The sequence below is a fragment of the Kitasatospora sp. NPDC004289 genome, from assembly GCF_053602875.1.
In genome coordinates this window covers 115351-136900 of the sequence record NZ_JBSGEL010000016.1, presented here as the reverse complement: position 1 = coordinate 136900, position 21550 = coordinate 115351, and the positions used below count along the sequence as shown (strand labels likewise).

24 protein-coding genes are annotated in these 21550 nt (G+C 72.7%); 11 read left to right on the top strand and 13 right to left on the bottom strand.

The genetic code is table 11. The features are described from left to right. Positions 1 to 100 precede the first annotated feature (100 nt). Entirely contained in the window at positions 101 to 760 is a 660-nt protein-coding gene (gene msrA, locus ACWEPF_RS13750) for a peptide-methionine (S)-S-oxide reductase MsrA (RefSeq protein ID WP_452172673.1), read from the bottom strand. Positions 761 to 853: 93 nt separating this feature from the next. Continuing rightward, positions 854 to 1906 carry a DUF4034 domain-containing protein gene (locus ACWEPF_RS13745; protein ID WP_449796265.1) on the bottom strand — a complete coding sequence of 351 codons (1053 nt, stop codon included), beginning with the start codon at positions 1904 to 1906 and terminating at the stop codon, positions 854 to 856. Between the two features lie 221 nt (positions 1907 to 2127). On the opposite strand from ACWEPF_RS13745, the gene ACWEPF_RS13740 reads away from it, so the two are divergent. The 4 genes from ACWEPF_RS13740 to ACWEPF_RS13725 all read left to right on the top strand — a co-directional run bounded on the left by ACWEPF_RS13740 (position 2128) and on the right by ACWEPF_RS13725 (position 6603). Further along, positions 2128 to 3282 (top strand): cystathionine gamma-synthase, encoded by a 1155-nt coding sequence (locus ACWEPF_RS13740; protein ID WP_345282006.1) that lies wholly within the window; start codon positions 2128 to 2130, stop codon positions 3280 to 3282. An 81-nt stretch (positions 3283 to 3363) separates the two neighbouring features. Continuing rightward, entirely contained in the window at positions 3364 to 4578 is a 1215-nt protein-coding gene (gene ilvA / locus ACWEPF_RS13735; protein WP_345282008.1) for a threonine ammonia-lyase, read from the top strand. Positions 4579 to 4729: 151 nt separating this feature from the next. Next, entirely contained in the window at positions 4730 to 5743 is a 1014-nt protein-coding gene (locus ACWEPF_RS13730) for an ATP-binding cassette domain-containing protein (RefSeq protein ID WP_345282010.1), read from the top strand. 68 nt (positions 5744 to 5811) lie between these two features. Further along, a complete protein-coding gene (locus ACWEPF_RS13725; RefSeq protein ID WP_345282208.1) occupies positions 5812 to 6603 on the top strand; it encodes an ABC transporter permease in 792 nt (263 codons plus the stop codon). Between the two features lie 67 nt (positions 6604 to 6670). Here the strand turns inward: ACWEPF_RS13725 and greA are convergent, their stop codons facing one another. Both greA and ACWEPF_RS13715 read right to left on the bottom strand, forming a co-directional pair. Beyond that, positions 6671 to 7171: a transcription elongation factor GreA gene (gene greA, locus ACWEPF_RS13720; protein WP_345282012.1), complete on the bottom strand. Its 501-nt coding sequence runs from the start codon at positions 7169 to 7171 to the stop codon at positions 6671 to 6673. Positions 7172 to 7321: 150 nt separating this feature from the next. Beyond that, a complete protein-coding gene (locus ACWEPF_RS13715) occupies positions 7322 to 7741 on the bottom strand; it encodes a DUF4307 domain-containing protein (protein WP_345282014.1) in 420 nt (139 codons plus the stop codon). A 150-nt stretch (positions 7742 to 7891) separates the two neighbouring features. Between ACWEPF_RS13715 and mca the strand changes: the two genes are divergently transcribed. Together mca and ACWEPF_RS13705 are read left to right on the top strand one after the other, a co-directional pair. Further along, on the top strand, positions 7892 to 8782 hold the full coding sequence (gene mca / locus ACWEPF_RS13710) for a mycothiol conjugate amidase Mca (protein ID WP_452172672.1): 891 nt from the start codon (positions 7892 to 7894) through the stop codon (positions 8780 to 8782). A 61-nt stretch (positions 8783 to 8843) separates the two neighbouring features. Further along, the gene (locus ACWEPF_RS13705; RefSeq protein WP_345282018.1) at positions 8844 to 9062 is read left to right on the top strand and encodes a hypothetical protein; all 219 of its coding nucleotides are present in this window, start codon (positions 8844 to 8846) and stop codon (positions 9060 to 9062) included. 7 nt (positions 9063 to 9069) lie between these two features. Here the strand turns inward: ACWEPF_RS13705 and ACWEPF_RS13700 are convergent, their stop codons facing one another. Further along, complete coding sequence (locus ACWEPF_RS13700; RefSeq protein ID WP_452172671.1) at positions 9070 to 10110, bottom strand: FAD-dependent oxidoreductase; 1041 nt, start codon at positions 10108 to 10110, stop codon at positions 9070 to 9072. A gap of 98 nt (positions 10111 to 10208) precedes the next feature. On the opposite strand from ACWEPF_RS13700, the gene ACWEPF_RS13695 reads away from it, so the two are divergent. Then, the gene (locus ACWEPF_RS13695; RefSeq protein ID WP_345282020.1) at positions 10209 to 10790 is read left to right on the top strand and encodes a TetR/AcrR family transcriptional regulator; all 582 of its coding nucleotides are present in this window, start codon (positions 10209 to 10211) and stop codon (positions 10788 to 10790) included. Positions 10791 to 10818: 28 nt separating this feature from the next. Here ACWEPF_RS13695 and ACWEPF_RS13690 read toward each other — a convergent pair whose 3' ends face one another. The 7 genes from ACWEPF_RS13690 to ACWEPF_RS13660 form a co-directional block, all read right to left on the bottom strand. Continuing rightward, the gene (locus tag ACWEPF_RS13690; protein ID WP_452172670.1) at positions 10819 to 12093 is read right to left on the bottom strand and encodes an MFS transporter; all 1275 of its coding nucleotides are present in this window, start codon (positions 12091 to 12093) and stop codon (positions 10819 to 10821) included. Between the two features lie 171 nt (positions 12094 to 12264). Next, positions 12265 to 13221 (bottom strand): NADP-dependent oxidoreductase, encoded by a 957-nt coding sequence (locus ACWEPF_RS13685; RefSeq protein WP_345282022.1) that lies wholly within the window; start codon positions 13219 to 13221, stop codon positions 12265 to 12267. 48 nt (positions 13222 to 13269) lie between these two features. Then, positions 13270 to 13965 (bottom strand): HAD family hydrolase, encoded by a 696-nt coding sequence (locus ACWEPF_RS13680; protein WP_452172669.1) that lies wholly within the window; start codon positions 13963 to 13965, stop codon positions 13270 to 13272. Beyond that, positions 13932 to 14168: an acyl carrier protein gene (locus ACWEPF_RS13675; RefSeq protein WP_345282025.1), complete on the bottom strand. Its 237-nt coding sequence runs from the start codon at positions 14166 to 14168 to the stop codon at positions 13932 to 13934. Before ACWEPF_RS13675 ends, ACWEPF_RS13680 begins: the two co-directional genes overlap by 34 nt. A 62-nt stretch (positions 14169 to 14230) precedes the next feature. Beyond that, on the bottom strand, positions 14231 to 15232 hold the full coding sequence (locus ACWEPF_RS13670; RefSeq protein ID WP_452172668.1) for a beta-ketoacyl-ACP synthase III: 1002 nt from the start codon (positions 15230 to 15232) through the stop codon (positions 14231 to 14233). Positions 15233 to 15241: 9 nt separating this feature from the next. Next, positions 15242 to 15955: an AAA family ATPase gene (locus ACWEPF_RS13665; RefSeq protein WP_452172667.1), complete on the bottom strand. Its 714-nt coding sequence runs from the start codon at positions 15953 to 15955 to the stop codon at positions 15242 to 15244. A 61-nt stretch (positions 15956 to 16016) separates the two neighbouring features. Continuing rightward, positions 16017 to 17024 (bottom strand): AvrD family protein, encoded by a 1008-nt coding sequence (locus ACWEPF_RS13660; RefSeq protein WP_452172666.1) that lies wholly within the window; start codon positions 17022 to 17024, stop codon positions 16017 to 16019. Between the two features lie 235 nt (positions 17025 to 17259). Here ACWEPF_RS13660 and ACWEPF_RS13655 point away from each other — a divergent pair, with 235 nt between their 5' ends. The 4 genes from ACWEPF_RS13655 (at position 17260) to ACWEPF_RS13640 (ending at position 19991) form a co-directional block, all read left to right on the top strand. Continuing rightward, entirely contained in the window at positions 17260 to 17697 is a 438-nt protein-coding gene (locus tag ACWEPF_RS13655; protein WP_452172665.1) for a hotdog fold thioesterase, read from the top strand. A gap of 27 nt (positions 17698 to 17724) precedes the next feature. Then, a complete protein-coding gene (locus ACWEPF_RS13650; protein ID WP_345282035.1) occupies positions 17725 to 18468 on the top strand; it encodes a dienelactone hydrolase family protein in 744 nt (247 codons plus the stop codon). 30 nt (positions 18469 to 18498) lie between these two features. Then, positions 18499 to 18900 carry a carboxymuconolactone decarboxylase family protein gene (locus ACWEPF_RS13645; RefSeq protein ID WP_345282037.1) on the top strand — a complete coding sequence of 134 codons (402 nt, stop codon included), beginning with the start codon at positions 18499 to 18501 and terminating at the stop codon, positions 18898 to 18900. A 215-nt stretch (positions 18901 to 19115) separates the two neighbouring features. Beyond that, positions 19116 to 19991, top strand: a complete 876-nt coding sequence (locus tag ACWEPF_RS13640; RefSeq protein WP_452172664.1) for a helix-turn-helix transcriptional regulator — start codon at positions 19116 to 19118, stop codon at positions 19989 to 19991. A gap of 95 nt (positions 19992 to 20086) precedes the next feature. On the opposite strand, the gene ACWEPF_RS13635 is transcribed toward ACWEPF_RS13640, so the two are convergent. After that, positions 20087 to 21550 (bottom strand): MFS transporter, encoded by a 1464-nt coding sequence (locus ACWEPF_RS13635; protein ID WP_452172663.1) that lies wholly within the window; start codon positions 21548 to 21550, stop codon positions 20087 to 20089.

The window sequence follows — 21550 nt, the reverse complement described above, 5'->3', positions numbered from 1 at the left end:
GCAGGACCCTGGTGATCTGCTGGCTCTGGATCGAGACCGCGACCGACTTCTGGGCTCCCCCCGGAAGGGGGGAGCGACGGGGCCCGTTCCGTGCCGGTCGTCAGGCCTTGGCCACGCCGATCGGGCAGCTGGCGCCGGTGCCGCCGAGGCCGCAGTAGCCGTTCGGGTTCTTGGCGTCCGAGAGGTACTGCTGGTGGTACTCCTCGGCCGGGTAGAACGGGCCGGCCGGGGCGATCTCGGTGGTGATCGGGCCGAGGCCGATCGCGGTCAGCGCGGGCTGGAAGGCGTCCTTGGCGCCCAGGGCGGCGGACAGCTGGGCGGGGGAGTGGGTGTAGGCGGCGGAGCGGTACTGGGTGCCCCGGTCGTTCCCCTGGCGGAAGCCCTGGGTCGGGTCGTGGGACTCGAAGAAGGTCTTCAGCAGGGTCTCGTAGGAGATCAGCGCCGGGTCGTAGACCACGCGGACCACCTCGGTGTGCGCGGTCAGGCCGCTGCACACCTCCTCGTACGTCGGGTTCGGCGTGTGGCCGCCCTGGTAGCCGACCAGGGTGGTGTAGACGCCGGGCAGGCGCCAGAAGGTGCGCTCCGCGCCCCAGAAGCAGCCGAGCGCGAAGTCGGCGACCTCCAGGCCGTCCGGGTAGGGGCCGGTGAGCGGGGTGCCGAGGACGGTGTGCGGGCCGGCCGGGAGGAACCGGGGTTCGGCGCGGCCGGGCAGGGCCTCCTCGGGGGTGACGAGCTCGCTCTTGGAACGGTTGAACAGCACGGCCTGCTCCCGGGGTTCGACATCGGGGGGTGACCCTGACAACGCAGGAGGCCCGCCCGGAAATTCCGGACGGCCCCTCCTGGTGACGCGGCGTCAGCCGCGGGCGAGCGCGGCCACCGTGCGGGCCCGCAGGTCGGTGAACTCGTCCGGCCCGTTCGAGGAGCGCAGGAAGGTCCGCGGGATGACCGGGCCGAGGGCCTGGAACTGGGCCAGCGCCTCGGCGTGGCGGCCCTGGCCGGCCAGGAAGCGCACGGCCGTGCCGCGGGCGGCGGCCAGCTGCGGGTGGTCGGGGCGGGCGGCGGCCAGGTCGGCCAGCAGGGCGTCCACGGCGGCCCGCAGCTCGGCGGTGCCGAGGCCGGCCGCGGCGTCGCCGTACTGCTCGGTGTAGGCGTCCAGCTTGTGGACGGTGAGCAGGCTGCCGACCGGGTTGGCGGCGATCGTGGCGTCGACGAAGGCGTGCATCAGCTCGTGGCTGCCGTGCCACTTGCGGGTCCAGTACTCCTTGCCCTGCCAGATGCCGTCCCAGTGCCGCGGGGCGCGCGAGGAGACCTCGGCCCAGAGCGCGCGGAACTCCTCGGCGGACCAGTTCTGGCCGCGGGCCAGCGCCAGCTGGGCCAGGTACGGGGTCGGGTCGCCGGCGGGGGCCAGGCGGGCCGCCGCGGCGCCGGCCTCGCGGGCCTCGGCCAGCTTGGCCTGGAAGCCCTTGCGCATCTCGTCGGTGACGGTGTCGGAGTACCCGGAGCCGCGGATCGCCCAGGCGGCGTGCACCAGGGCGGCGGTGCGGATCGAGGCGGCGTCCGAGGACTCCGGCCGCTCCTGCCGCCAGGCCTCCAGCCACTCGTGGCGGCGGCCGGCCAGGTCGACCAGCAGGTCGATCCGGTCGTAGCGCTCGTCCCAGTCCGTCCCGGCCTCCTCGACGTACTCGGCGGCCGGGCGCCAGTCGCCGCGCTCGGCGGACTCCAGGGCCGCCCGGCCCCGGTCGTCCAGGGTGGTGTGGCCGAGCACCAGGCCGCGGTCGGGGACCAGGCCGAAGCGCTGGGCGGCGGCGTCGGTCAGCGGGGCCGGCGGGCGGGCGGCCCGGCGGGCGCGCAGGGACTTGAACAGGCTGAAGAGCAGCGCGATGACCGCGATGGTCAGGAACAGCACGGGGCACTCCGGTGGTTCACGGGCAGCTGACGGTGGGTCGGACGGCGGGTGCGGGGGCGTGCGCGAGGGCGCTCGGCCGGCCGGTCCGGGGTGCTCCGTTCGGGTCGGACACGTGTACGGGGCGTGCAGATCGTAGCCGCACCACGCGCGGAAGTTGACGGACGGTCCGACCGGAGGGCGTATCGACCGCCTTGGTCCCGTTTGCGGACTAGGCTCGGACCATGACCGAGCACCCTCTTCCCCAGGGCTTCGAGACCCTCGCCATCCACGCGGGCCAGGAAGCAGACCCCCAGACCGGGGCCGTCGTCACGCCGATCTACCAGGTGTCCACCTACAAGCAGGACGGGGTGGGCGGGCTGCGCGGCGGCTACGAGTACAGCCGCTCCGCCAACCCGACCCGCACCGCGCTGGAGGAGTGCCTCGCCGCGATCGAGGGCGGCGCCCGCGGCCTGGCCTTCGCCTCCGGCCTGGCGGCCGAGGACACCCTGCTGCGCACCGTGCTGAAGCCGGGCGACCACATCGTCATCCCGAACGACGCCTACGGCGGCACCTTCCGCCTGTTCGCCAAGGTGCTGAGCCGCTGGGGCGTGGAGTTCTCGGTGGCCGACACCCAGAGCCTCGACGCCGTGCGCGCGGCGATCCGCCCGGGCACCAAGGCGGTCTGGGTGGAGACCCCGTCCAACCCGCTGCTCGGCATCTCCGACATCGCGGGCCTGGCCGAGGTGGCGCACGCCGCGGGCGCGCTGCTGGTGGTGGACAACACCTTCGCCAGCTCCTACCTGCAGCAGCCGATCTCCTTCGGTGCCGACGTGGTGGTGCACTCGACCACCAAGTACATGGGCGGCCACTCGGACGTGGTCGGCGGCGCGCTGGTCGCGGCCGACGCGGGCCTGGCCGAGGAGCTGGCGTACCACCAGAACGCGATGGGCGCGGTCTCCGGCCCGTTCGACGCCTGGCTGGTGCTGCGCGGCATCAAGACCCTGGGCGTCCGGATGGACCGCCACAGCTCCAACGCCGAGAAGGTGGCCGAGCTGCTGACCTCGCACCCGAAGGTCAGCCAGGTCTACTACCCGGGCCTGCCGGAGCACCAGGGCCACGACATCGCGGCCAAGCAGATGAAGGCCTTCGGCGGCATGGTGTCGTTCCGCGTCGCGGGCGGCCAGCAGGCGGCGGTCGAGGTCTGCAACCGGGCGAAGCTGTTCACCCTGGGCGAGTCGCTGGGCGGCGTGGAGTCGCTGATCGAGCACCCGGGCCTGATGACCCACGCCTCGGTCGCGGGCTCCGCGCTGGAGGTCCCGGCCGACCTGGTCCGGGTCTCGGTCGGCATCGAGGCGATCGACGACCTGCTGGCCGACCTGACGCAGGCGCTCGGCTGATCCCGCTCCACCCGGGGGCGCGCGCCTTGTGGCGCGCGCCCCTTCGTCAATTCCCGTACGTCACACGGCACCTGAGGAACCATGCAGAACTGGCCGGTCACCCTGGACGACGTCCGCGGTGCGCACAAGATGCTCGCCGGGGTCGCCCGGGTCACCCCGATGGAGAGCAGCCGGTACCTCTCCGGGCTGATCGGCTCCCCGGTCCACCTCAAGTGCGAGAACCTCCAGCGCACCGGCTCCTTCAAGCTGCGCGGCGCGTACGTGCGGATCGCCGGGCTGACGCCGGTGCAGCGGGCCGGCGGCGTGGTGGCCGCCAGCGCGGGCAACCACGCGCAGGGCGTGGCGCTGGCCGCCTCGCTGCTCGGGGTCCGGGCCACCGTCTTCATGCCGCGCGCGGCCCCGCTGCCCAAGGTGGCCGCCACCCGTGACTACGGCGCCGAGGTGAAGCTGCACGGGGCGACCGTGGACGAGGCGCTGCGGGCCGCCCAGCAGTACGCGGAGACCACCGGTGCCACCTTCATCCACCCCTTCGACCACTGGGACGTGGTCACCGGCCAGGCCACCGTCGGGCTGGAGATCCTGGAGCAGTGCCCGGAGGTGCGCACCATCCTGGTCGGGGTGGGCGGCGGCGGGCTGCTGGCGGGCATCGCGGCGGCGGTGAAGCCGCTGCGGCCGGACGTCCGGGTGATCGGGGTGCAGGCGGCCGGCGCGGCCGCCTACCCGCCCTCGCTGGCGGCCGGGCGGCCGGTGTCGCTGGAGCGCTTCGCCACCATGGCCGACGGCATCATGGTCGGCCGCCCGGGCGACATCCCCTTCGAGGTGGTCAACGCCCTGGCCGACGGCGTCCGCACGGTCTCCGAGGAGAGCCTGTCGCGGGCCCTGCTGGTCGGCCTGGAGCGGCTCAAGATGGTGGTCGAGCCGGCCGGGGCCAGCCCGGTGGCGGCCCTGCTGGAGCACCCGGAGGACTTCCGGGGCGGCCCGGTGGTGGCGGTGCTCTCCGGGGGCAACATCGACCCCCAGCTGATGCAGCGGGTGCTGCGGCACGGCCTGGCCGCCGCAGGGCGCTACCTGTCGCTGCGGGTCCGTCTGACCGACAAGCCGGGGGCGCTGGCCGACCTGCTGGCCGTGCTCACCCGGGTGGACGCCAACGTGCTGGACGTGGCGCACGTGCGGATCGACCCGCGGCTGGGGCTGACCGAGGTCGAGGTGGACCTCCACCTGGAGACCAAGGGGCCGGAGCACTGCGCCCTGGTGGTGGGCGAACTCCGGGACGCGGACTACGTGGTGAGCAGCTGACCGGGCGCCGTCGATCCCGAAAACCGGAGGCGGTTGTCACAGGTAGCTGAGAGGGTGTCAGGGCCTTTCCTGCGGCATGAATCCCCGGGCACCCGGGTACGGCCATGGGATAAAAAGGACAAATCCCCCCAGAAGGAGATGAGGCAGGCTCATGGCGCCAGCCATCCAAGCCGAGAACCTGGTCAAGACCTTCGGTGACGTGCGCGCCCTCGACGGCGTCAGCCTGGACGTCCCCGAAGGCACGGTGCTCGGGCTGCTCGGCCCCAACGGCGCCGGCAAGACCACCACCGTCCGCGTCCTCACCACGCTGCTCCGCCCCGACTCCGGCCACGCCGTGGTCGCCGGGGTGGACGTGCTCAAGCACCCCAACAAGGTGCGCAGCCTGATCGGCCTCTCCGGCCAGTACGCCGCCGTCGACGAGTACCTGACGGGGCGCGAGAACCTGGAGATGGTCGGCGAGCTCTACCAGATGACCAACCGCGACTCCAAGGCCCGGGCCAAGGAGCTGCTGGAGTGGTTCAACCTCACCGAGGCCGCCGACCGCACCGCCAAGACCTACTCCGGCGGCATGCGCCGCCGCCTGGACCTGGCCGCCGCCCTGGTGGTCCGCCCGCCGGTGATGTTCCTGGACGAGCCGACCACCGGCCTCGACCCGCGGAACCGGCTGGCGCTCTGGGAGGTCATCGAGACCCTGGTCGAGCAGGGCACCACCCTGCTGCTCACCACCCAGTACCTGGAGGAGGCCGACCGCCTCGCCCACGACATCGCGGTGGTCGACCACGGCAAGGTGATCGCCCGCGGCACCGCCGACCAGCTCAAGGCCCAGATCGGCGGCGAGCGGATCGAGGTCGTGGTGCACCGCGCCGACGACGTGACCGAGGCGCAGGCCGCGCTCGCCCCGTACGCCAAGGGCGACCCGGCGCTGGAGAAGAACACCCGCAAGATCACCGTCCCGGTCAGCGGCGGCGCCCGGGTGCTGGCCGACGTGATCCGCGAGCTGGACGCCCGCTCGATCGAGATCGACGACATCGGCCTGCGCCGCCCGACCCTGGACGACGTCTTCCTCTCCCTCACCGGCCGGGCCACGGTCGAGGAGGACGAGGACGAGTCGGGCGAGGGGCAGAAGCCGGCCAAGGGCCGCAAGAGCCACGGGAAGGACGCCTGATGACCACGGCCAACCCGCAACAAGCCATCGGCTCCGCCGTCACCCACCCCAAGCACGGCCTCGCCGCGATGCTGCACGACTCCTGGGTGGTCGCCAAGCGGAACCTGCGCCGGATGACCCGCATCCCGGAGATCGTGGTCTTCGGCCTGATGCAGCCGGTGATGTTCGTCCTGCTCTTCACCTACGTGATGGGCGGCGCGATCCAGATCCCCGGTGCCACCGCGAGCACCGACACCTACACCCAGTTCCTGATGGCGGGCATCTTCGCCCAGACCGTCACCTTCGCGGTGGCCGGCGCCTCGGCCGGCATCGCGGAGGACATGACCAAGGGCCTGGTGGACCGTTTCCGCTCGCTGCCGATGGCCCGCTCCGCGGTGCTGGTCGGCCGCACCCTGGCCGACCTGGTGCAGACCGCCTTCACCCTGCTGGTGCTGGCGGTCGTGGCGGCCATCGTCGGCTGGCGCTTCCACGAGGGCTTCCTCAAGGCGCTCGGCGCGTTCGCGCTGCTGCTCCTGCTGGGCTACGCCTTCTCCTGGATCGGCGCGCTGATCGGCCTCTCGGTGCGCAGCCCCGAGGCGGCCACCTCGGCCGGTCTGATCTGGCTGTTCCCGCTGACCTTCGTCTCCAACGCCTTCGTGCCGATCAGCTCGATGCCGGGCTGGCTCCAGCCGATCGCGTACTGGAACCCGTTCAGCGCCACCGTGCAGGCCTGCCGCGACCTGTTCGGCAACCAGCTCGGCCCGGTGCAGGGCGGCTGGCCGATGGAGAACGCCGTGCTGGTCTCGGTGCTCTGGTCGCTGGTGATCCTGGGCCTGTTCGGCTGGCTCTCGGTGCGCAAGTACCGCTCGGCCGTGGGCTAGTCCGCGACGCGAGAGCGGCCGCCCCCTCCAGGAGGGGGCGGCCGCTCTTCTGTGTACTGAGGGTGCGTCAGCCGGTGTGGGCCTCGACCGCGATGATCTTGACCATGGCGCGCTTGCCGTTGGGCAGCTCGTAGTGCGCCTCGTCGCCGATCTTCTTGCCGTCGATCGCCAGGCCCAGCGGGGACTGCGGCGAGTAGACGTCGATGTCGGTGGTGCCCGCCATCTCGCGGGAGCCGATCAGGAACTTCATGGTGTCGTCCTCGTCGCCGTCGAAGGCGACGGTGACCACGGTGCCGGGGGCCACGGCGTCCGCGCCGGCCGGGGCCTCGCCGACCTTGGCCCGCTCCAGCAGCTGGGTGAGCTGACGGATGCGCAGCTCGCCCTTGCCCTGGTCGTCCCGGGCGGCGTGGTAGCCGGCGTTCTCCTTGAGGTCACCCTCCTCGCGCGCGGCCTCGATCTTCTGGACGATCTCGGAACGCCAGGTGGTGGTCATGTACTCCAGCTCAGCCTTGAGCTTGTCGTAGCCGGCCTGAGTGAGCCAGGTCACGTTCTCGCTGGTCTGGGTCACGGGTGCTCCTCGTAGGTGCAGGGTCGCGCTGAGGGTTGGGTCAGCAGCCGAACGGTGTCGTACTACAAAGCAACGCCCGGCTTCCGGGCAGGCGGCGCGGAAGGGGCGAAACCACGAGCCTAACAAGTTCCGCCGACGAAGGGGAGGGCGTTACTTCGCCGGAGTGCAGCCCAGCAGTTGTGCGCTGGTGGCCCTGGCGGTGGTGCGCAGGGTGACCACCTCGTCGTACGTCCCCCCGGCGGCGGGCACCTGGAAGTCGTGCAGCCCGACCACGCCGCCGTCCTCGGCCTGGGCCCGGATGGTGCAGACCCCCGCCTTCCCGTCGCTCTTGTGCACGGAGAGCTGCACCTGCACGGCGCTGTCGGAGACCACCTGGAACCCGGGCACCAGGCCGTTCATCTCGGAGCCCTTGCTGACGTACGACCAGCCCAGCCAGCCCACCAGGGCCAGCCCCAGCGCGCCGCAGACCACCCCGAGGGTCCGGAGCCTGCGATCGGCCTCCCGGTCGGAGGTGCGGCCGTAGCGGCCCTGCGGCACGGCGGCGGCGGTGGTCGTACGTCCGGAGTCCATGGCGGCTCAGTCCTTTCGCTGAGGGGCCGCCGGTCTGCGGGGGGAATGGACGGGCCCTTCGGTCAGTCACTATAGGAGTGGTACGTCCGCGCCGGAGGCGGCGGGGGGAGCGGCCCGATGAACCGGATGAATCCCGGAAGGAACCAGGCGTTGACTGAGCAGTTGCGACTGATGGCGGTGCACGCGCACCCGGACGACGAGTCCAGCAAGGGTGCCGCGACCATGGCGATGTACGTGTCGCAGGGGGTGGACGTCCTGGTCGCCACCTGCACCGGGGGCGAGCGCGGCTCGATCCTCAACCCCAAGCTCCAGGGCGACCCGTGGATCGAGGAGAACATCCACGAGGTGCGCAGCAAGGAGATGGACGCGGCCCGGGAGATCCTCGGCGTCAAGCAGGCCTGGCTCGGCTTCGTCGACTCCGGCCTCCCGGAGGGCGACCCGCTGCCGCCGCTGCCGGAGGGCTGCTTCGGGCTCCAGGACGTGGCCGAGGCGGCGGCGCCGCTGGTCAGGCTGATCCGCGAGTTCCGCCCGCACGTGATCACCACGTACGACGAGAACGGCGGCTACCCGCACCCGGACCACATCATGACCCACAAGATCACCATGGCGGCCTGGGACGCGGCCGGTGACCCGGAGGCCTACCCCGGCCTCGGTGAGCCGTGGCAGCCCTCGAAGCTGTACTACAACGGCTTCACCATGGGCCGGATCCGGGCCATGCACGCGTACCTGACCGAGCACGGCATCGAGTCGCCGTACGGCGAGTGGATCGCGGGCTGGGAGAAGAGCGGCCGCAAGGACCGGGAGATCACCACCCGGGTGCGCTGCGACGACTGGTTCGAGACCCGGGACCGCGCGCTGATCGCGCACGCCACCCAGATCGACCCGGACGGCCCGTGGTTCCGGGTGCCGCTGGAGGTCCAGAAGGCCGTCTGGCCGACCGAGGACTACGAGCTGGCCCGCTCCCTGGTCGACACCGACCTGCCGGAGGACGACCTGTTCGCCGGCCTGCGCACCCCGGCCGGCACCGCCGCCTCGGCCTGACGGCGCGACACATTCCACCCCGGTGGCCCGGTCCGTGTAGGGCCGGGCCACCATTGGAGACATGAGCACCCCGATGCACCTCACCGACCTCGCCACCGCGGCCATCGCCTTCGACAAGGCCAAGGTCACCCCCGGCCTGCTCGGCTTCGTGGTCTTCGCCGCCCTCGGCGTGGCCACCTGGTTCCTGGTCAAGTCCATGAACAAGCAGTTCGGTCGGGTGAACTTCGTCGAGGAGCCCGAGCAGCCCGCCGCCGTGCCCGCCAAGCCGGCCACGGACTGACGACGGCTCAGCCCGGCAGCAGCCGGGCCAGCCCGTCCCGGAGCGCGGTGCGCTCGGTGGAGACGAAGCGGTGCAGGGTGCGGGAGGCGAAGGCGGTGCGCTGGGCGGTGCGCCGCCGTTCGCGGTCGTAGTCGCGCAGCGCCTGCGGCACGCCGGTGACCCCGTGCCGGGCCACCGCGCGGGCCAGCGCCTCGGCGTCCAGGACGGCGGTGCAGGCGCCCTGGCCCAGGTTGGGCGTCATGGCGTGCGCGGCGTCGCCGATCAGGGCGGTCCGGTCGCCGTGCACGAAGCTCGGCAGGGCCGGGTGCAGGTGCCGCATCTCGTAGCGGAGCCAGCCGGCCGGGTCGGTCCCGGTGAGGATGCGGGGGATCGGGTCGTGCCAGCCTTCGAAGAGCCCGGGCAGGTCGTCGGCGGTGGTGCCCTCGGGGACGGCCGCGTACCAGTTGGTGCGGCCGGGCTCGACCGGGGTGAGGCCGAAGAAGCGGCCGCGGCCCCAGGTCTCGCCGTGCAGCCCGCTCTCGAAGTCGGCGATGCCGATCCAGGCCACCGAGCCGATGTTCCGCGGCCCGCTCGCGGTGCCGAAGTCCCCGCGCACCACGCTGCGGATGCCGTCGGCCCCGACCACCAGGTCGTGCGCGGCCCGCAGCTCCGCCGTGTCGGTGACGGCCTCGCCCGCCTTGACCGGCACGTCCCCGAAGGCCTCCAGGCCGGCCAGCAGGGCATCGATCAAGTACGGGCGGGAGAGCAGCAGTTCGGGTTTGCCCGCCTTCTTCTCCACCCGGTCCAGCGGGAGCCGGGCCAGCACCCGCCCGCCCGGGGTGCGGATCTGCGCGGAGCGGTACGGCACCGCCCGGCGGCGCACCGCCTCGCCCACCCCGAGCCGGTCGAGCGCGTCCTGCGCGGCGGGGTGGAGCGCGAAGGCGGTGCCGTACCGCTCGATCCCGGCGCGGCGCTCCAGCACCGTCACCCGCCAGCCCGCCCGGCGCAGCCCGATCGCGGCCGCCAGCCCGCCGACTCCCGCTCCCACCACCACGGCCGTACCCGTCATCGCGCCCCCCGGCGTCGTATGGCTTCCGGTCTACCACACCTGTGGTACCACGCCTGGGGTAGTTTGGGCAACGCACCGAGGAACGAGGAGAACTGACGGTGAGTGAGAACCGCCGGGACCGGCTGGGCGACGCCGCGATCCGGGTCCTGGCCGAAGCGGGAGGCCGGGGGCTGACCCACCGGGCCGTGGACGCGGCCGCCGGGCTGCCGCTGGGCACCGCCAAGAACTACCACCCGAGCCGGGACGCCCTGCTCCGGGCCACGGCCGAGCGGATCGTCGAGCAGTACGAGCGCACCACCGCCGAGGTGATGGCCTCCGGCGCCCACCCCGTGGACCGTCGCGGCCTGGCCGCCCTGATGGCCGGACTGCTGCACGACGTGGCCGGCCCCGGCGCCCCCCGGATGCTCGCCTACCTGGAGCTCCAGATCGAGGCCGCCCGCCGCCCCTGGCTGGCCGACACCCTCGCCTCGGTCGTCGCCGCCGACTTCGCCGGCTTCGAACACGCCCAGCGCGCGGCCGGACTCCCCGTCACCCCCCGCCGCGCCGCCACCGTCACCCTCGCCCTGCACGCCGCCATCCCCCAGCTCCTCGGCGGCAACCCCCGCGCCCTGGCCAGCGCCGGCCTGGACGACCTGGACGCCTTCGTGAACGGCCTGCTGGACTCGGTGTACGGACCCTGAACCGCCCCGGGACCGGTCGTCGCCGGGTTCAGTCGGCGGCGGTCGCGGTGGTCGCGGTGGTCGCGGTGGTCGCGGTGCTCGCGGCGGTCCTGCGGCGCAGGACGACCGACTCCGCCGTCCAGACCGCCAGCGCGAGCAGCGCCGCGCCGCCGCCGGCCAGGCAGACGCCCCACCAGCCGTACCCGGCGTACAGCGCGCCGGAGACCGCGGAGCCGACCGCGCCGCCCAGGAAGTAGGTGGTCATGTAGGCCATGGTGATCCGGCTGCGGGCCTCCGGCCGGAGCCGGTAGAGCACGCCGAGGTTGGTCACCTGGGCGCCCTGGACGCCGAAGTCGAGCAGCAGCACGCCGAGCACCAGCGGGGCCGCCGCGCGGCCGTGGTCGACGGCGAGCAGCACCCAGCTCAGGCAGGAGGCCGCCAGCAGGACGGTGGTCGCGGTGCGGTCCCGGCCCCGGTCCACCAGGAAGCCGGTGGCCCGGGCGGCCACCGCGCCCGCGATGCCGAGCACGCCGAACGCGCCGATCAGCGCCTCGTCGAAGGAGTACGGGGGTGCGACCAGCAGGAAGGCGGCGGAGGCCCAGAAGGCGCTGAACGAGGCGAAGCAGAGGAAGCCGTACAGGCAGCGCAGCCGCAGCACCGGCTCCTGGCGCACCACCGTGGCCACGGAGCGGAGCAGGGCGGGGTAGCGCAGCTCCGCGGCCCGCGGCACGTCGGGCAGGGTGCGCCACAGCACCGCCGCGAGCAGCACCATCAGCACGGCCGCCACCGCGTAGACGGAGCGCCAGCCGCCCGCGTACTGGGCGACCGCGCCCGCGCCGGTACGGGCGAGCAGGACCCCGGCCAGCACCCCGCTCATCACCCGGCCGGTCACCCGGCCGCGCTGCTCCGGCTCCGCCAGGGTGGCCGCGAAGGAGACCAGCAGCGGGGCGACCACCGCGGTGACCGACAGCAGTCCCGAGAGCACCACCAGGACGGCCAGCGAGGGCGCCGCCGCCGAGGCGGCCTGGGCCAGCGCCACCACCGAGAGCAGCAGGACCACCAGGCGGCGGCGGTTGACGATGTCGCCGAGCGGGACCAGCAGGGCGAGGCCGGCCGCGTAGCCGACCGTGGAGACGGTGACGACCAGGGAGGCGGCGCCGCTGCCGGAGCGGAAGGTGGCGGCGATCGCCGTGAGCAGCGGCTGCGCGTAGTAGATGTTCGCGACCGCGAGGCCTGCGGCCACCGAGAACAGGGTGACCGTGCCGTCGGAGAGCCCGCCGCCCGGCAGCAGGGGCCGGCGTCCCGGCCGGGCGGTGGTGGGCACGGGGGATGGGGCTCCGGAGGTGGTCACCAGTACGGCCTTTCGCAGGTCGACGGTGGGCGGCCGTCGCCGGCCGCCCACCCGGGGCAGCGGGCCGCAGGCCGGACGGGGGAGACCGGCCTGCGGCGGCATCGGTGCGCAACCAGGCTATCGGCGCGCGGAGTTGGCGGAGGGTCAGTTCCGCACGGAGAGCACGATCTTGCCAGTGGCCCGGTCGGTCTCGCCGAGCTCGTGCGCCTTGGCGGCGTCCGCCAGCGGGAAGACCCGCTCCAGGTGGACCCGCAGCCGGCCGGCCTCCACCAGCCCGGCCAGCGCCTCCAGCCCGGCCCCGTCGGGCTCGACCAGGAACGGCGTCACCCGCACGCCCAGGCTCAGGGCGCGGGTGGCCACCTCGGGGCTCACCTGGCCGATGGCCAGGATCAGCAGCCCGCCCGGGCGCAGCGTCCGCAGCAGGTCCAGGGTGTGCTCGCCGCCGAGCAGGTCGAGCACCACGTCCTGGTCCCGCACCTGCTCGGACACCCGGCCGGCGGTGTAGTCGACCGGGTGGTCGACGCCCACCGAGCGCAGGAAGTCGTGCTTGGGCGCGCTGGCCGTCCCGGTCACCTCCGCGCCCCGCACCCCGGCGATCTGCGCGGCCAGGTGCCCGACCCCGCCCGCCGCCGCGGTGATCAGCACCCGCTGGCCCTCCCGGAGCTCGGCCACCTCGGCCAGCGTCTGCCAGGCGGTGAGCCCGGCCATCGGCAGGGCCGCCGCCTCCTCGAAGCTCAGCGCGGCGGGCTTGCGGGCGAACTGCCGGGCGGGCGCGGTGACGTACTCGCCGTAGCCGCCGCCGGGGCGCGGGAACCAGACCAGCCCGAACACCTCGTCCTCCGGCTGGAAGCGGGTGACCCGGGGGCCGGACTCCACCACCCCCGCGACGTCCCAGCCCTGGACGAACGGCGGGGCGCCGAGCCCGCCGGGCGGGAAGACCCCGCTGCGGACCTTCCAGTCCACCGGGTTCACCCCGGCCGCGTGCACCCGCACCAGCACCTCGGTGGGCAGCGGTACGGGCCGGGGGGCCACGGCGGGGACGAGGACGTCCGCCGCCGCCCCGGCTCCGGTGGTCCGGATCACGTTCATCAGCTCTGTCATGGTGTGCCTTCTCGATCGGTGGTCGTGGTGCGGTGGGTTGACGGGGCCTCAGCCGTCGAGCACCGGCCAGCCGCGCGCCGCGGCCAGCCGGAGCAGGGCCGGCCGGTCGCCGACCGCGCACGGGTGCCCGACCGCAGCGAGCAGCGGGGCGTCGGACTCGTCGTCGCCGTACGCGTGGCACTCGGCCAGGTCCAGTCCGTGCACCGAGGCGAACCGGTGCACCGCCCGCGCCTTCTGATCGCCGATCATCGGCACGGGAACCTCGCCGCTGTACCGGCCGTCGCGGACCTCCGGCCGGGTGCAGATCACCGCGTCGGCGCCGATCCGGCGGGCGATCGGTGCCAGGCACGGCGGGAAGGAGCCGGAGACCGCGACGATCGCGGCCCCGGCCGCCCGGTGCTCCTCCAGCCGCTCCAGCACCCGGGGGTTGAACAGTCCGGGCAGGCTCTCCTCCTCCCGGAACCAGAGCTCGCCGCGCTGCGCCAGCTCCTCCGCCGGGCGGCCGGCGAAGACCCGGTAGAACGCGCGGTTGGTCCGTTCCCGGGGGGCGCCGGCCGCCTTCAGACTCCGGACCTCCGCCAGGAGCTCCTCGTACCGGGACGGCGGCGCCCCGCTCAGCCGGAGGTCGAACGCCAGGAAGCGGAAGAGGCTGGTGATCCGGATCAGCGTTCCGTCGACGTCCAGGAAGGCGGCGCGGCGGGCCGCCGGGGTCAGGGCGTCCTCCCGTCCAGGAAGGCCGTCCACTCGTTGAGCGTCTGGGTGGCGGCGAGTTCGCCCTCGGCGAGCTCGATGCCGTACTCGCGCTCGACGAAGAGCGCGACCTCGATCAGGACCAGGGAGTCCAGACCGACGGTGTCCAGCGGCTCGTCGGGGACGATCTCCTCGACCGGCACCTCGGCCTTGCGGGCGATGAAGTCGACCAGGCGGTCGTAACTGACGGTGGGCACGGGCTTCTCCTTGCTGTTCGGCTGTTCTGCTGTTCTGTTCCGCTGTTCGAAGTGCCGTGCGGTCAGCCGGCGCTGACGTCCGGCCAGGTCAGGCAGGCCGCACCCCAGGTGGTGCCGGCGCCGAAGGCGGCGGTCAGCACCCGGTCGCCCGGCTTGAGCACGCCGGTCGCGGCCGCCTCGTGCAGGGCCAGCGGGATGGATCCGGCCGCGGTGTTGCCGTAGCGGTCGAGGTTGAGGAACGCCCGCTCCGGCGGCAGGCCGAGCTGCTCGGCCACCGAGTGCAGGATCCGGGCGTTGGCCTGGTGGCCGACCAGCAGGTCGACCGAGTCCAGCGGCCACCCGGCCCGGGCCAGCACGCTCCGGGCGGAGTCGGTCATCCGCACCACGGCGTGCTTGAAGACCTCGCGGCCCTGCATCAGCATGAAGTGGTCCCCGGGTGCGGCCGGCACGCCCGAGGAGCGCTGCCGGGAGCCGCCGGCCGGGACGATGATCAGCTCGGCGAGCCGGCCGTCGCTCCCCAGTTCCATGGCGGCCACCGCGCCCGGCTCGTCCGGGGCGCCCGCGCGGAGCACCACGGCCCCGGCGCCGTCGCCGAAGATGGGTGCCGTGTTGCGGTCCGTCGGGTCGATGATGGTGGTGAAGGCGTCCGCACCGATCACCAGCACCGTGTCGGCCGCTTCCTGGGCGATCAGGCCCAGGCCGCTGGAGAGCCCGTACAGGAAGCCGGTGCAGACCGCCGACACGTCGTAGGCCGGCACCCCCGACAGGTCCAGCCGGGCCGCCACCGCGGGTGCGGTGGCGGGCACTTGGTGGTCCGGTGTCGCGGTGGCCAGCACCACCGCGTCCACCCGGTCGGTGCCCGCCGAGCGCAGCGCGCGCAGGCCGGCCTCGACGGCCAGGTCACCGGTCGAGGTGCCGGGTTCGATCACCCGGCGCTCGGCGATCCCGGTCCGGCTCCGGATCCACTGGTCGGAGGTGTCCATCCGCTCCGCCAGCTGATGGTTGGTCACTGTCCGCGCGGGGACGGCCGATCCGATCCCCGCGACGATCCCCGTTCTCCGCATCGCCGGTGCTCAGCGGACGATGACGGAGGCGCGGTCGGACTCGATGGTCATGTCGACCGCCTGGTACTCCCGCTGTGCGAGCTCGATCGCCTCCTCGATGCCCATCTTCGGCTGCAGGCCGAAGACCTCGAGGATCCGCTCCAGGCGCTCGGGGATCGTGCCGCCCACGATGTGCGCCGGGATGCCGAGTTCGGCGGCCATCTCCAGCAGCCGCTCGTCGGCCATCGAGCGGAAGCGCTCGTTGACCGGACGGTGGCCGTCCTTGGCCAGCGCCAGCTCGTTCGGCAGGTGGACGAAGACGTCGTAGGTCTGCTGGACGTGCTGCTTGAAGTACACGCCGAGCTGCGCCATCACCTCGTCGAAGACCTTGATCTCCGGGGTGCGGTCGACGCTCTCCAGCTCGCCGAGGTGGAGCGAGGCGTTCGGGTTGATGCCGACGATCACCCGGACCGAGCCGTAGATCCACTCCTGCAGCGAGGTGCCGTCGGAGATGAAGGCGTCGCCGAAGCGGCTCTCGAAGACCGCGCGCTCCGAGTGCCGGCGCACGATCAGCTGCACCAACTCGGCGGCGGTGCACTGCTCCAGGGTCTTGCCGGGGACGGCCTCGGGCAGCAGCTCGCGCATGGTGCGGGCGCGGGTCCGCGGGATGCCGGTGAGGTGGGCCAGGGCGTACGAGGTGAAGGTCTTGCCGGACGAGTAGGTGCCGGAGATCGCGATGCGCATGAGGTCCTCCTGGTGATCCGGTCGTGGAAAGGGTGTCGACTGCCGTACGGGGCAGGCTCGTTCAGGGGAGGCGGTGGGTCACGGAGCAGCGGGTGGTGACCCCGCCGAGCACGCCGACCACGTCCGCGGTCCGCCAGACGCCGTCGGGGCGCTCCAGCAGTTGGGCGTTCTCCAGCCGGGTGACGGCCGCCGCGCCGTCGCTGCACACCTGGGGCACCGGCGCCGCGACGATCTCGGTGCCGCGCATCCACAGCGTGTTGCTGGCGCCGCGCTCGGTGCCGTCCAGCTCGTAGAGCAGGACCTGTCCGAGCTGCAGGCTCACCACGAAGCTGTCGACCATGCCCAGGAAGGGCTGGTAGCGGCCCTCGATGCCCTGGTCGGCGACCAGCCCGGCGCGGGCGATGTGCACCCCGGCCTCGGCCCGCAGCCGCTCCGGCTCGACGAGGACCCGGCGCAGCGCGTGCGCCTGCCGGGCGAAGCCGGTGCCGTAGTAGCGCTCCTCGGCCGGGCCGAGCAGGCTGTCCGGGCCGGCGTAGCGGGCCCGGCCGACGGAGCGCCCGAGCGGGCGGCCGACGGCGGCGTGGTCGATCTCGCAGCGCACCCTCATGCCGCCGAGGCGGGTCTCCAGGACCGAGGACTGGCCGTTCAGCGCCGCCGGGTCCGTGACGCTGGTCAGCAGACGGGTCGTCACCTGGAGCCGGCCGAGCTCCTCGTCCGGGGTGGTGCCGGCCTTGATCCGCACGGACCGGACCAGCATCCGGCGGCGGTCGGCGGCCGACAGCCCGAAGGAGTGGGTGAGCGTCAGTTCGCTCAGCTGCACCGCGGTGATCAGACCGTCCACGGTGCTCAGGTGCGGCCGGAGGTCGGCGCTGCGGCCCTTGCGGGACCAGTCGGCGGGATATCCCACGCCGAGCAGGGTGTGCAGCATCACGCTGCCGTCGGCCAGGGACCGGACCGAGACGGGTTGGTAGTCGTATTCGACCCGGCGGAATCCGGCGCCGAAGAATCTCTTCTCGGCCGGTCCGAGGTAGTCGTCCACCGAATCGAGGTGAACTGCGGTTCCAGGCATGTTTTTCCCCCATGAAAATGCCGGTGCGCATGGCGGGCCACCGGTGCGGAAATCCGGCCGGCGACCGCTGATTCGAAAGCTAACACGAGAAAAGTTCTGCGAGGCACATAGGTGCTGATGCTGTTACTGCCAGTACCACCCTTGAGGCCACTACGCACCGGGCCGTATTCCAACTGCTTTTGCCGCTAGGGTCGTTCGCATCGGCTCCCGCGTTCCGGAGGTGGTTGTGCCAGCGATGTCGCTAGGGCCGGTCGCGGTCCTGCCGGAGTACGCGGACGAGCAGCTCGTCACACGTCTGGGCATCGAGATCCTGCGCTGCGAACCGGGCCTGGTGATCGGCACGATGCCGGTCCGGGGCAACCGTCAACCGGTCGGGATCCTGCACGGCGGCGCCAACGCCGTGCTGGCCGAGACGCTCGGCTCGGTGGCGGCCTGGCTGCACGCCGGCCCCGGCGGCGGCGTGGTGGGCCTCGACCTGTCGGTCACCCACCACCGCTGGGCGTCGAGCGGGCTGGTCACCGGCGTCTGCCGCCCCCTGCACGAAGCGGGGGCGCACGCCACGTACGGGATCGAGATCAGCGACCACACCGGAAAGCTCAGCTCCACCGCTCGCCTCACCTGCGCCGTCAGCGCGGCGGCCGGGCCCCGTGGCCTCCCCGTCCGGGGGCGGTAACCACCCATCATCGAAAGGCAGTTCACCATGTGCCACCCCACCGACAGCCGTCCGCCGGGCATCGAGAACCCGGGTGAGGTCGCCGAGCACGGCATCGTCCGGCTGACCACCGAGGACGGCAACGTCTTCGAGGCCTACCGCGCGGTGCCGGCGGAGCCCAACGGCCGCAGCGTCGTCATCCTCCCGGACGTCCGGGGCGTGCACCCGTACTACCGGGAGCTGGCCCAGCGCTTCGCCGAGGCCGGGTTCACCGTGCTGGCGCTCGACTACTACGGCCGCACCGCCGGCATTGGCGCGCGGGACGACGAGTTCGACTGGCAGCAGTACCTGCCGCTGGTGCAGCCCGACGAGGTCGCGCTGGACGTCAAGGCGGCCGTCGCGCACCTGGCCGAGACCGCCCCGGGCCCGGTCTTCACGGTCGGCTTCTGCTTCGGCGGCAGCCAGTCCTGGCGCCTGTCGGCGGCCGGCCTGGGCCTGGCGGGCACCATCGGCTTCTACGGCCAGCCCAAGCTGGTCGAGGACGCGGTCGACGGCATGGAGGTGCCGCTGCTGCTGCTCATCGCCGGCAGCGACGTGGCCACCACGCCGGAGGAGTTCGACGCCTTCACCGGCGCCCTGGAGAAGGCCGGCAAGACCTACGAGAGCCAGGTCTACGAGGGTGCCCCGCACTCCTTCTTCGACCGGGGCTTCGCCGAGTGGCAGGAGGCCTGCACCGACGCCTGGGGCCGGATCCTGGACTTCACCGCCCGCCACGCCGCCGTGGCCAACTGACCTCCGGCGCCTCACCCTTGGAGAGCGATCATGACGCAGCCCCCCGGCGAGCGGTTCGAGCGCGGGGTCGCCAAGCTCGCGGAGATCGGCGGCGACGCCCAGGTGATCTTCGACGCCCTGAGTGACGTCGCGCCCGATCTGGGCCGGTACGTCGCGGAGTTCGCGTTCGGGGACGTCTACAGCAGGCCCGGGCTCGACCCGAAGCAGCGTCAACTCCTGACCCTGGCCTCGCTGCTGGCGCTGGGCGACTGCGAGCCCCAGCTCTCGTTCCACACCAAGGTCGCCCTCGAAGTGGGGGCCACCCCGCAGGAGATCGTGGAGACGGTCCTGCACTGTCTGGTCTTCGTCGGCTTCCCGCGCACCTTCAACGGCGTCGCCGTGGTGCGGAAGGTGCTGGCCGAGCAGGGGCTGCTGCCCGTCCCCGCCGGCTGAGACGGCTCCGTCCACCCGCAGAACCCGCACTCGTCGAGTGCGGGTTTTGTCGTATATATGACACTATTAAAGAGAGTGGAGACTTCGCTTCGATTTGCCCGTGGTTCACTTCTGAATGTTTCCGCACGATAAAGCGCCTGATCCCCTAGCCGATACTGCCGTCATTGCCAAAACATTGCTTGACACACCGTCAGGTTGCGGCAAGCATCGAAGCCATGAGTGGGATGACGGGGGTTGGGCAGCAGAGGCGCTTGCAGGAATTAGGGCAGTTCTTACGCGGTCGTCGCGCAAGACTGTCCCCCGACGAACTGGGCTTCGCGCCGTCGAGCCGAAGACGTACTCCCGGGTTGAGGCGGGAGGAGGTGGCGGTCCGGGCCGGCGTCGGCACCTCCTGGTACACCTGGGTGGAGCAGGGGCGCGACATCAACGTCTCCGAGTCCGTGGTCAGGGCGATCAGCCGTGCGCTGTGCCTGAACGCCACGGAGGAGGACTACCTGTTCAAGCTGGCAGGGATGCCGCGGCTGGCCAAGGACACCTCCGCCGAGGGCGTGCTGGACCAGATGCGGCTGGCCCACGTGGTGGACGAGTGGCTGCCGAATCCGGCCTTCATCCTCGACAAGTTCTGGAACGTCCTGGCCGTCAACGCGGCGGTCTACGAGGTCTTCGGGTTCGGCGAGTTCAACACCAACCTGCTGGAGGTCTACTTCACCGACCGGATCTCGCGCTCGCGGTACGTCGACTCCGACGAGCTGGCCCGGGTCACGGTGGCCAAGTTCCGGGCCAGCATGGCGGAGCACTTCGGCGATCCGCAGCTGGAGGCCCTGGTGGAGTCGCTGCAGGAGCGGAGCGAGGAGTTCCGGCGGCTCTGGCACAGCCACGAGGTGCTGGACGCCGACCACCGGCTCAAGGAGATCGACCACCCGATGGTCGGCCGGCTCAGCTTCGACGTCCACCACTGGAACCTCGCCGCCAACGAGAACGTGCAGCTGATCCTGCACGTCCCGCGCAGGACCTCGCAGACCACCCAGAAGCTCCAGAGGCTGCTGCGGGCCGCGCAGGGCGACGAGCCCCTGGCGGACTGGGACGGTTGACGGAACGGAACGGAACAGAACGACGGAACGACCCGGAACCGGGCAACCGGTTCCGGGTCGTTCCGTCCTTCCGGACGCGGCGGCGTGACGGCGCGTCAGTCGGTGGCCGCCGCCGCCCCGGGGGCCACCCGCCGCAGCGCCAGCCCGATGACCACGGCCGCGACCAGCACGATCGCCGCGTCCACCAGCAGGGCCAGCGTCGTCCCGCCCAGCATCGCCTGCTCGGGGGTCCGGCCGGAGAGCGCCTCGGTGCGCGCGGTGGCGACCGCGCTCATCACCGGGATGCCCAGGGTGATGCCCACCTGCTGGGTCAGGGTGGCGAGGCCGGTGGCCAGGCCCTGCTCCTCGTCGTCCAGCCCCGAGGTGCTGGTCACCATGAAGGAGACCACGCTCAGCACGTGGGCGAAGCCGCCGACCGTGGTCGCGACCAGGACCAGGACCATCCACGAGCGGTCCGCGCCGACCAGGAAGAGCGAGGCGGTCACGGCCGACTGCACCAGCAGGCCGCCCACCAGGGTGACCCGGCTGCCGCCGAGCCGGCTGATCAGCGGGCCGGCCAGCAGACCGGCGAAGAAGGCGGCCGCGCCCTGGAGGCCGAAGGCCAGGCCGGTGACCAGCGGCGAGTAGTCCAGCACCTGCTGGAGGTAGAGCGTCATCAGGAAGATGACGGCGCTGAACATCGTGAAGGTGATCAGCCCGCCGAGGTTGCCCCACTTCACGGTGGGCCGGGCGAGCACCCGCAGCGACACCAGCGGCTGCTCCTGGCGCAGCTCCACCGCCCAGAACGCCCCCAGCAGCACGACCGCTGCCGCGAGCGAGACGAGTGTGGTGGTGCTGCCGAAGCCCTCGTGCCCGCCCGAGGTGACGCCGTAGCTCAGCGCGAGCAGGCCACCGGTGACGGTGACCGCTCCGGGCACGTCCAGCCGGGCCCGCCCGCCGCGGCTGCGGTCGGAGATCAGCCCCGGGGCGACGGCCAGCACCGCGACGCAGACCGGGATGTTGATCAGGAACGCCCAGCGCCAGCTCACCAGGCCGGTGAGCAGGCCGCCGGCGACCGCTCCGGTGGTGAAGCCGGCCGAGAGCAGCGCGCCGCTCAGGCCCAACGCCCGCTGCCGGGCCGGGCCTTCGGGGAAGGAGGTGGTGAGCAGCGCCATGGCGGTGGGCGCGACCGCGGCCGTGCCCAGGCCCTGCGCGACCCGGGCCACCAGCAGGACGGTCTGGGAGTCGGCCAAGCCGCCGGCCAGCGAGGCGAGTGCGAGCACCACCATGCCGCCCATGAACACGTTGCGCCGTCCGGCGATCTCGGCCACCCGGCCGAACAGCAGGGTGAAGCCGGCCGAGCTGAGCGCGAACAGCGTCACGACCCACTGCAGGTTCTCCGGGCTGAAGCCCATGCCCGTGCCGATGTCCGGCAGGGCCACGTTGAGGATCGAGAAGTCCAGCGCGATCAGGAACTGGGCCCCGAGGAGCAGGACGAGCAGCCAGCGCTGCCTGCCGTCGAGTCGGTCGCCGGCCGCCGCGGGCGGGGGCGCGACGACGCTCTGGTCGGTGGTCGACAT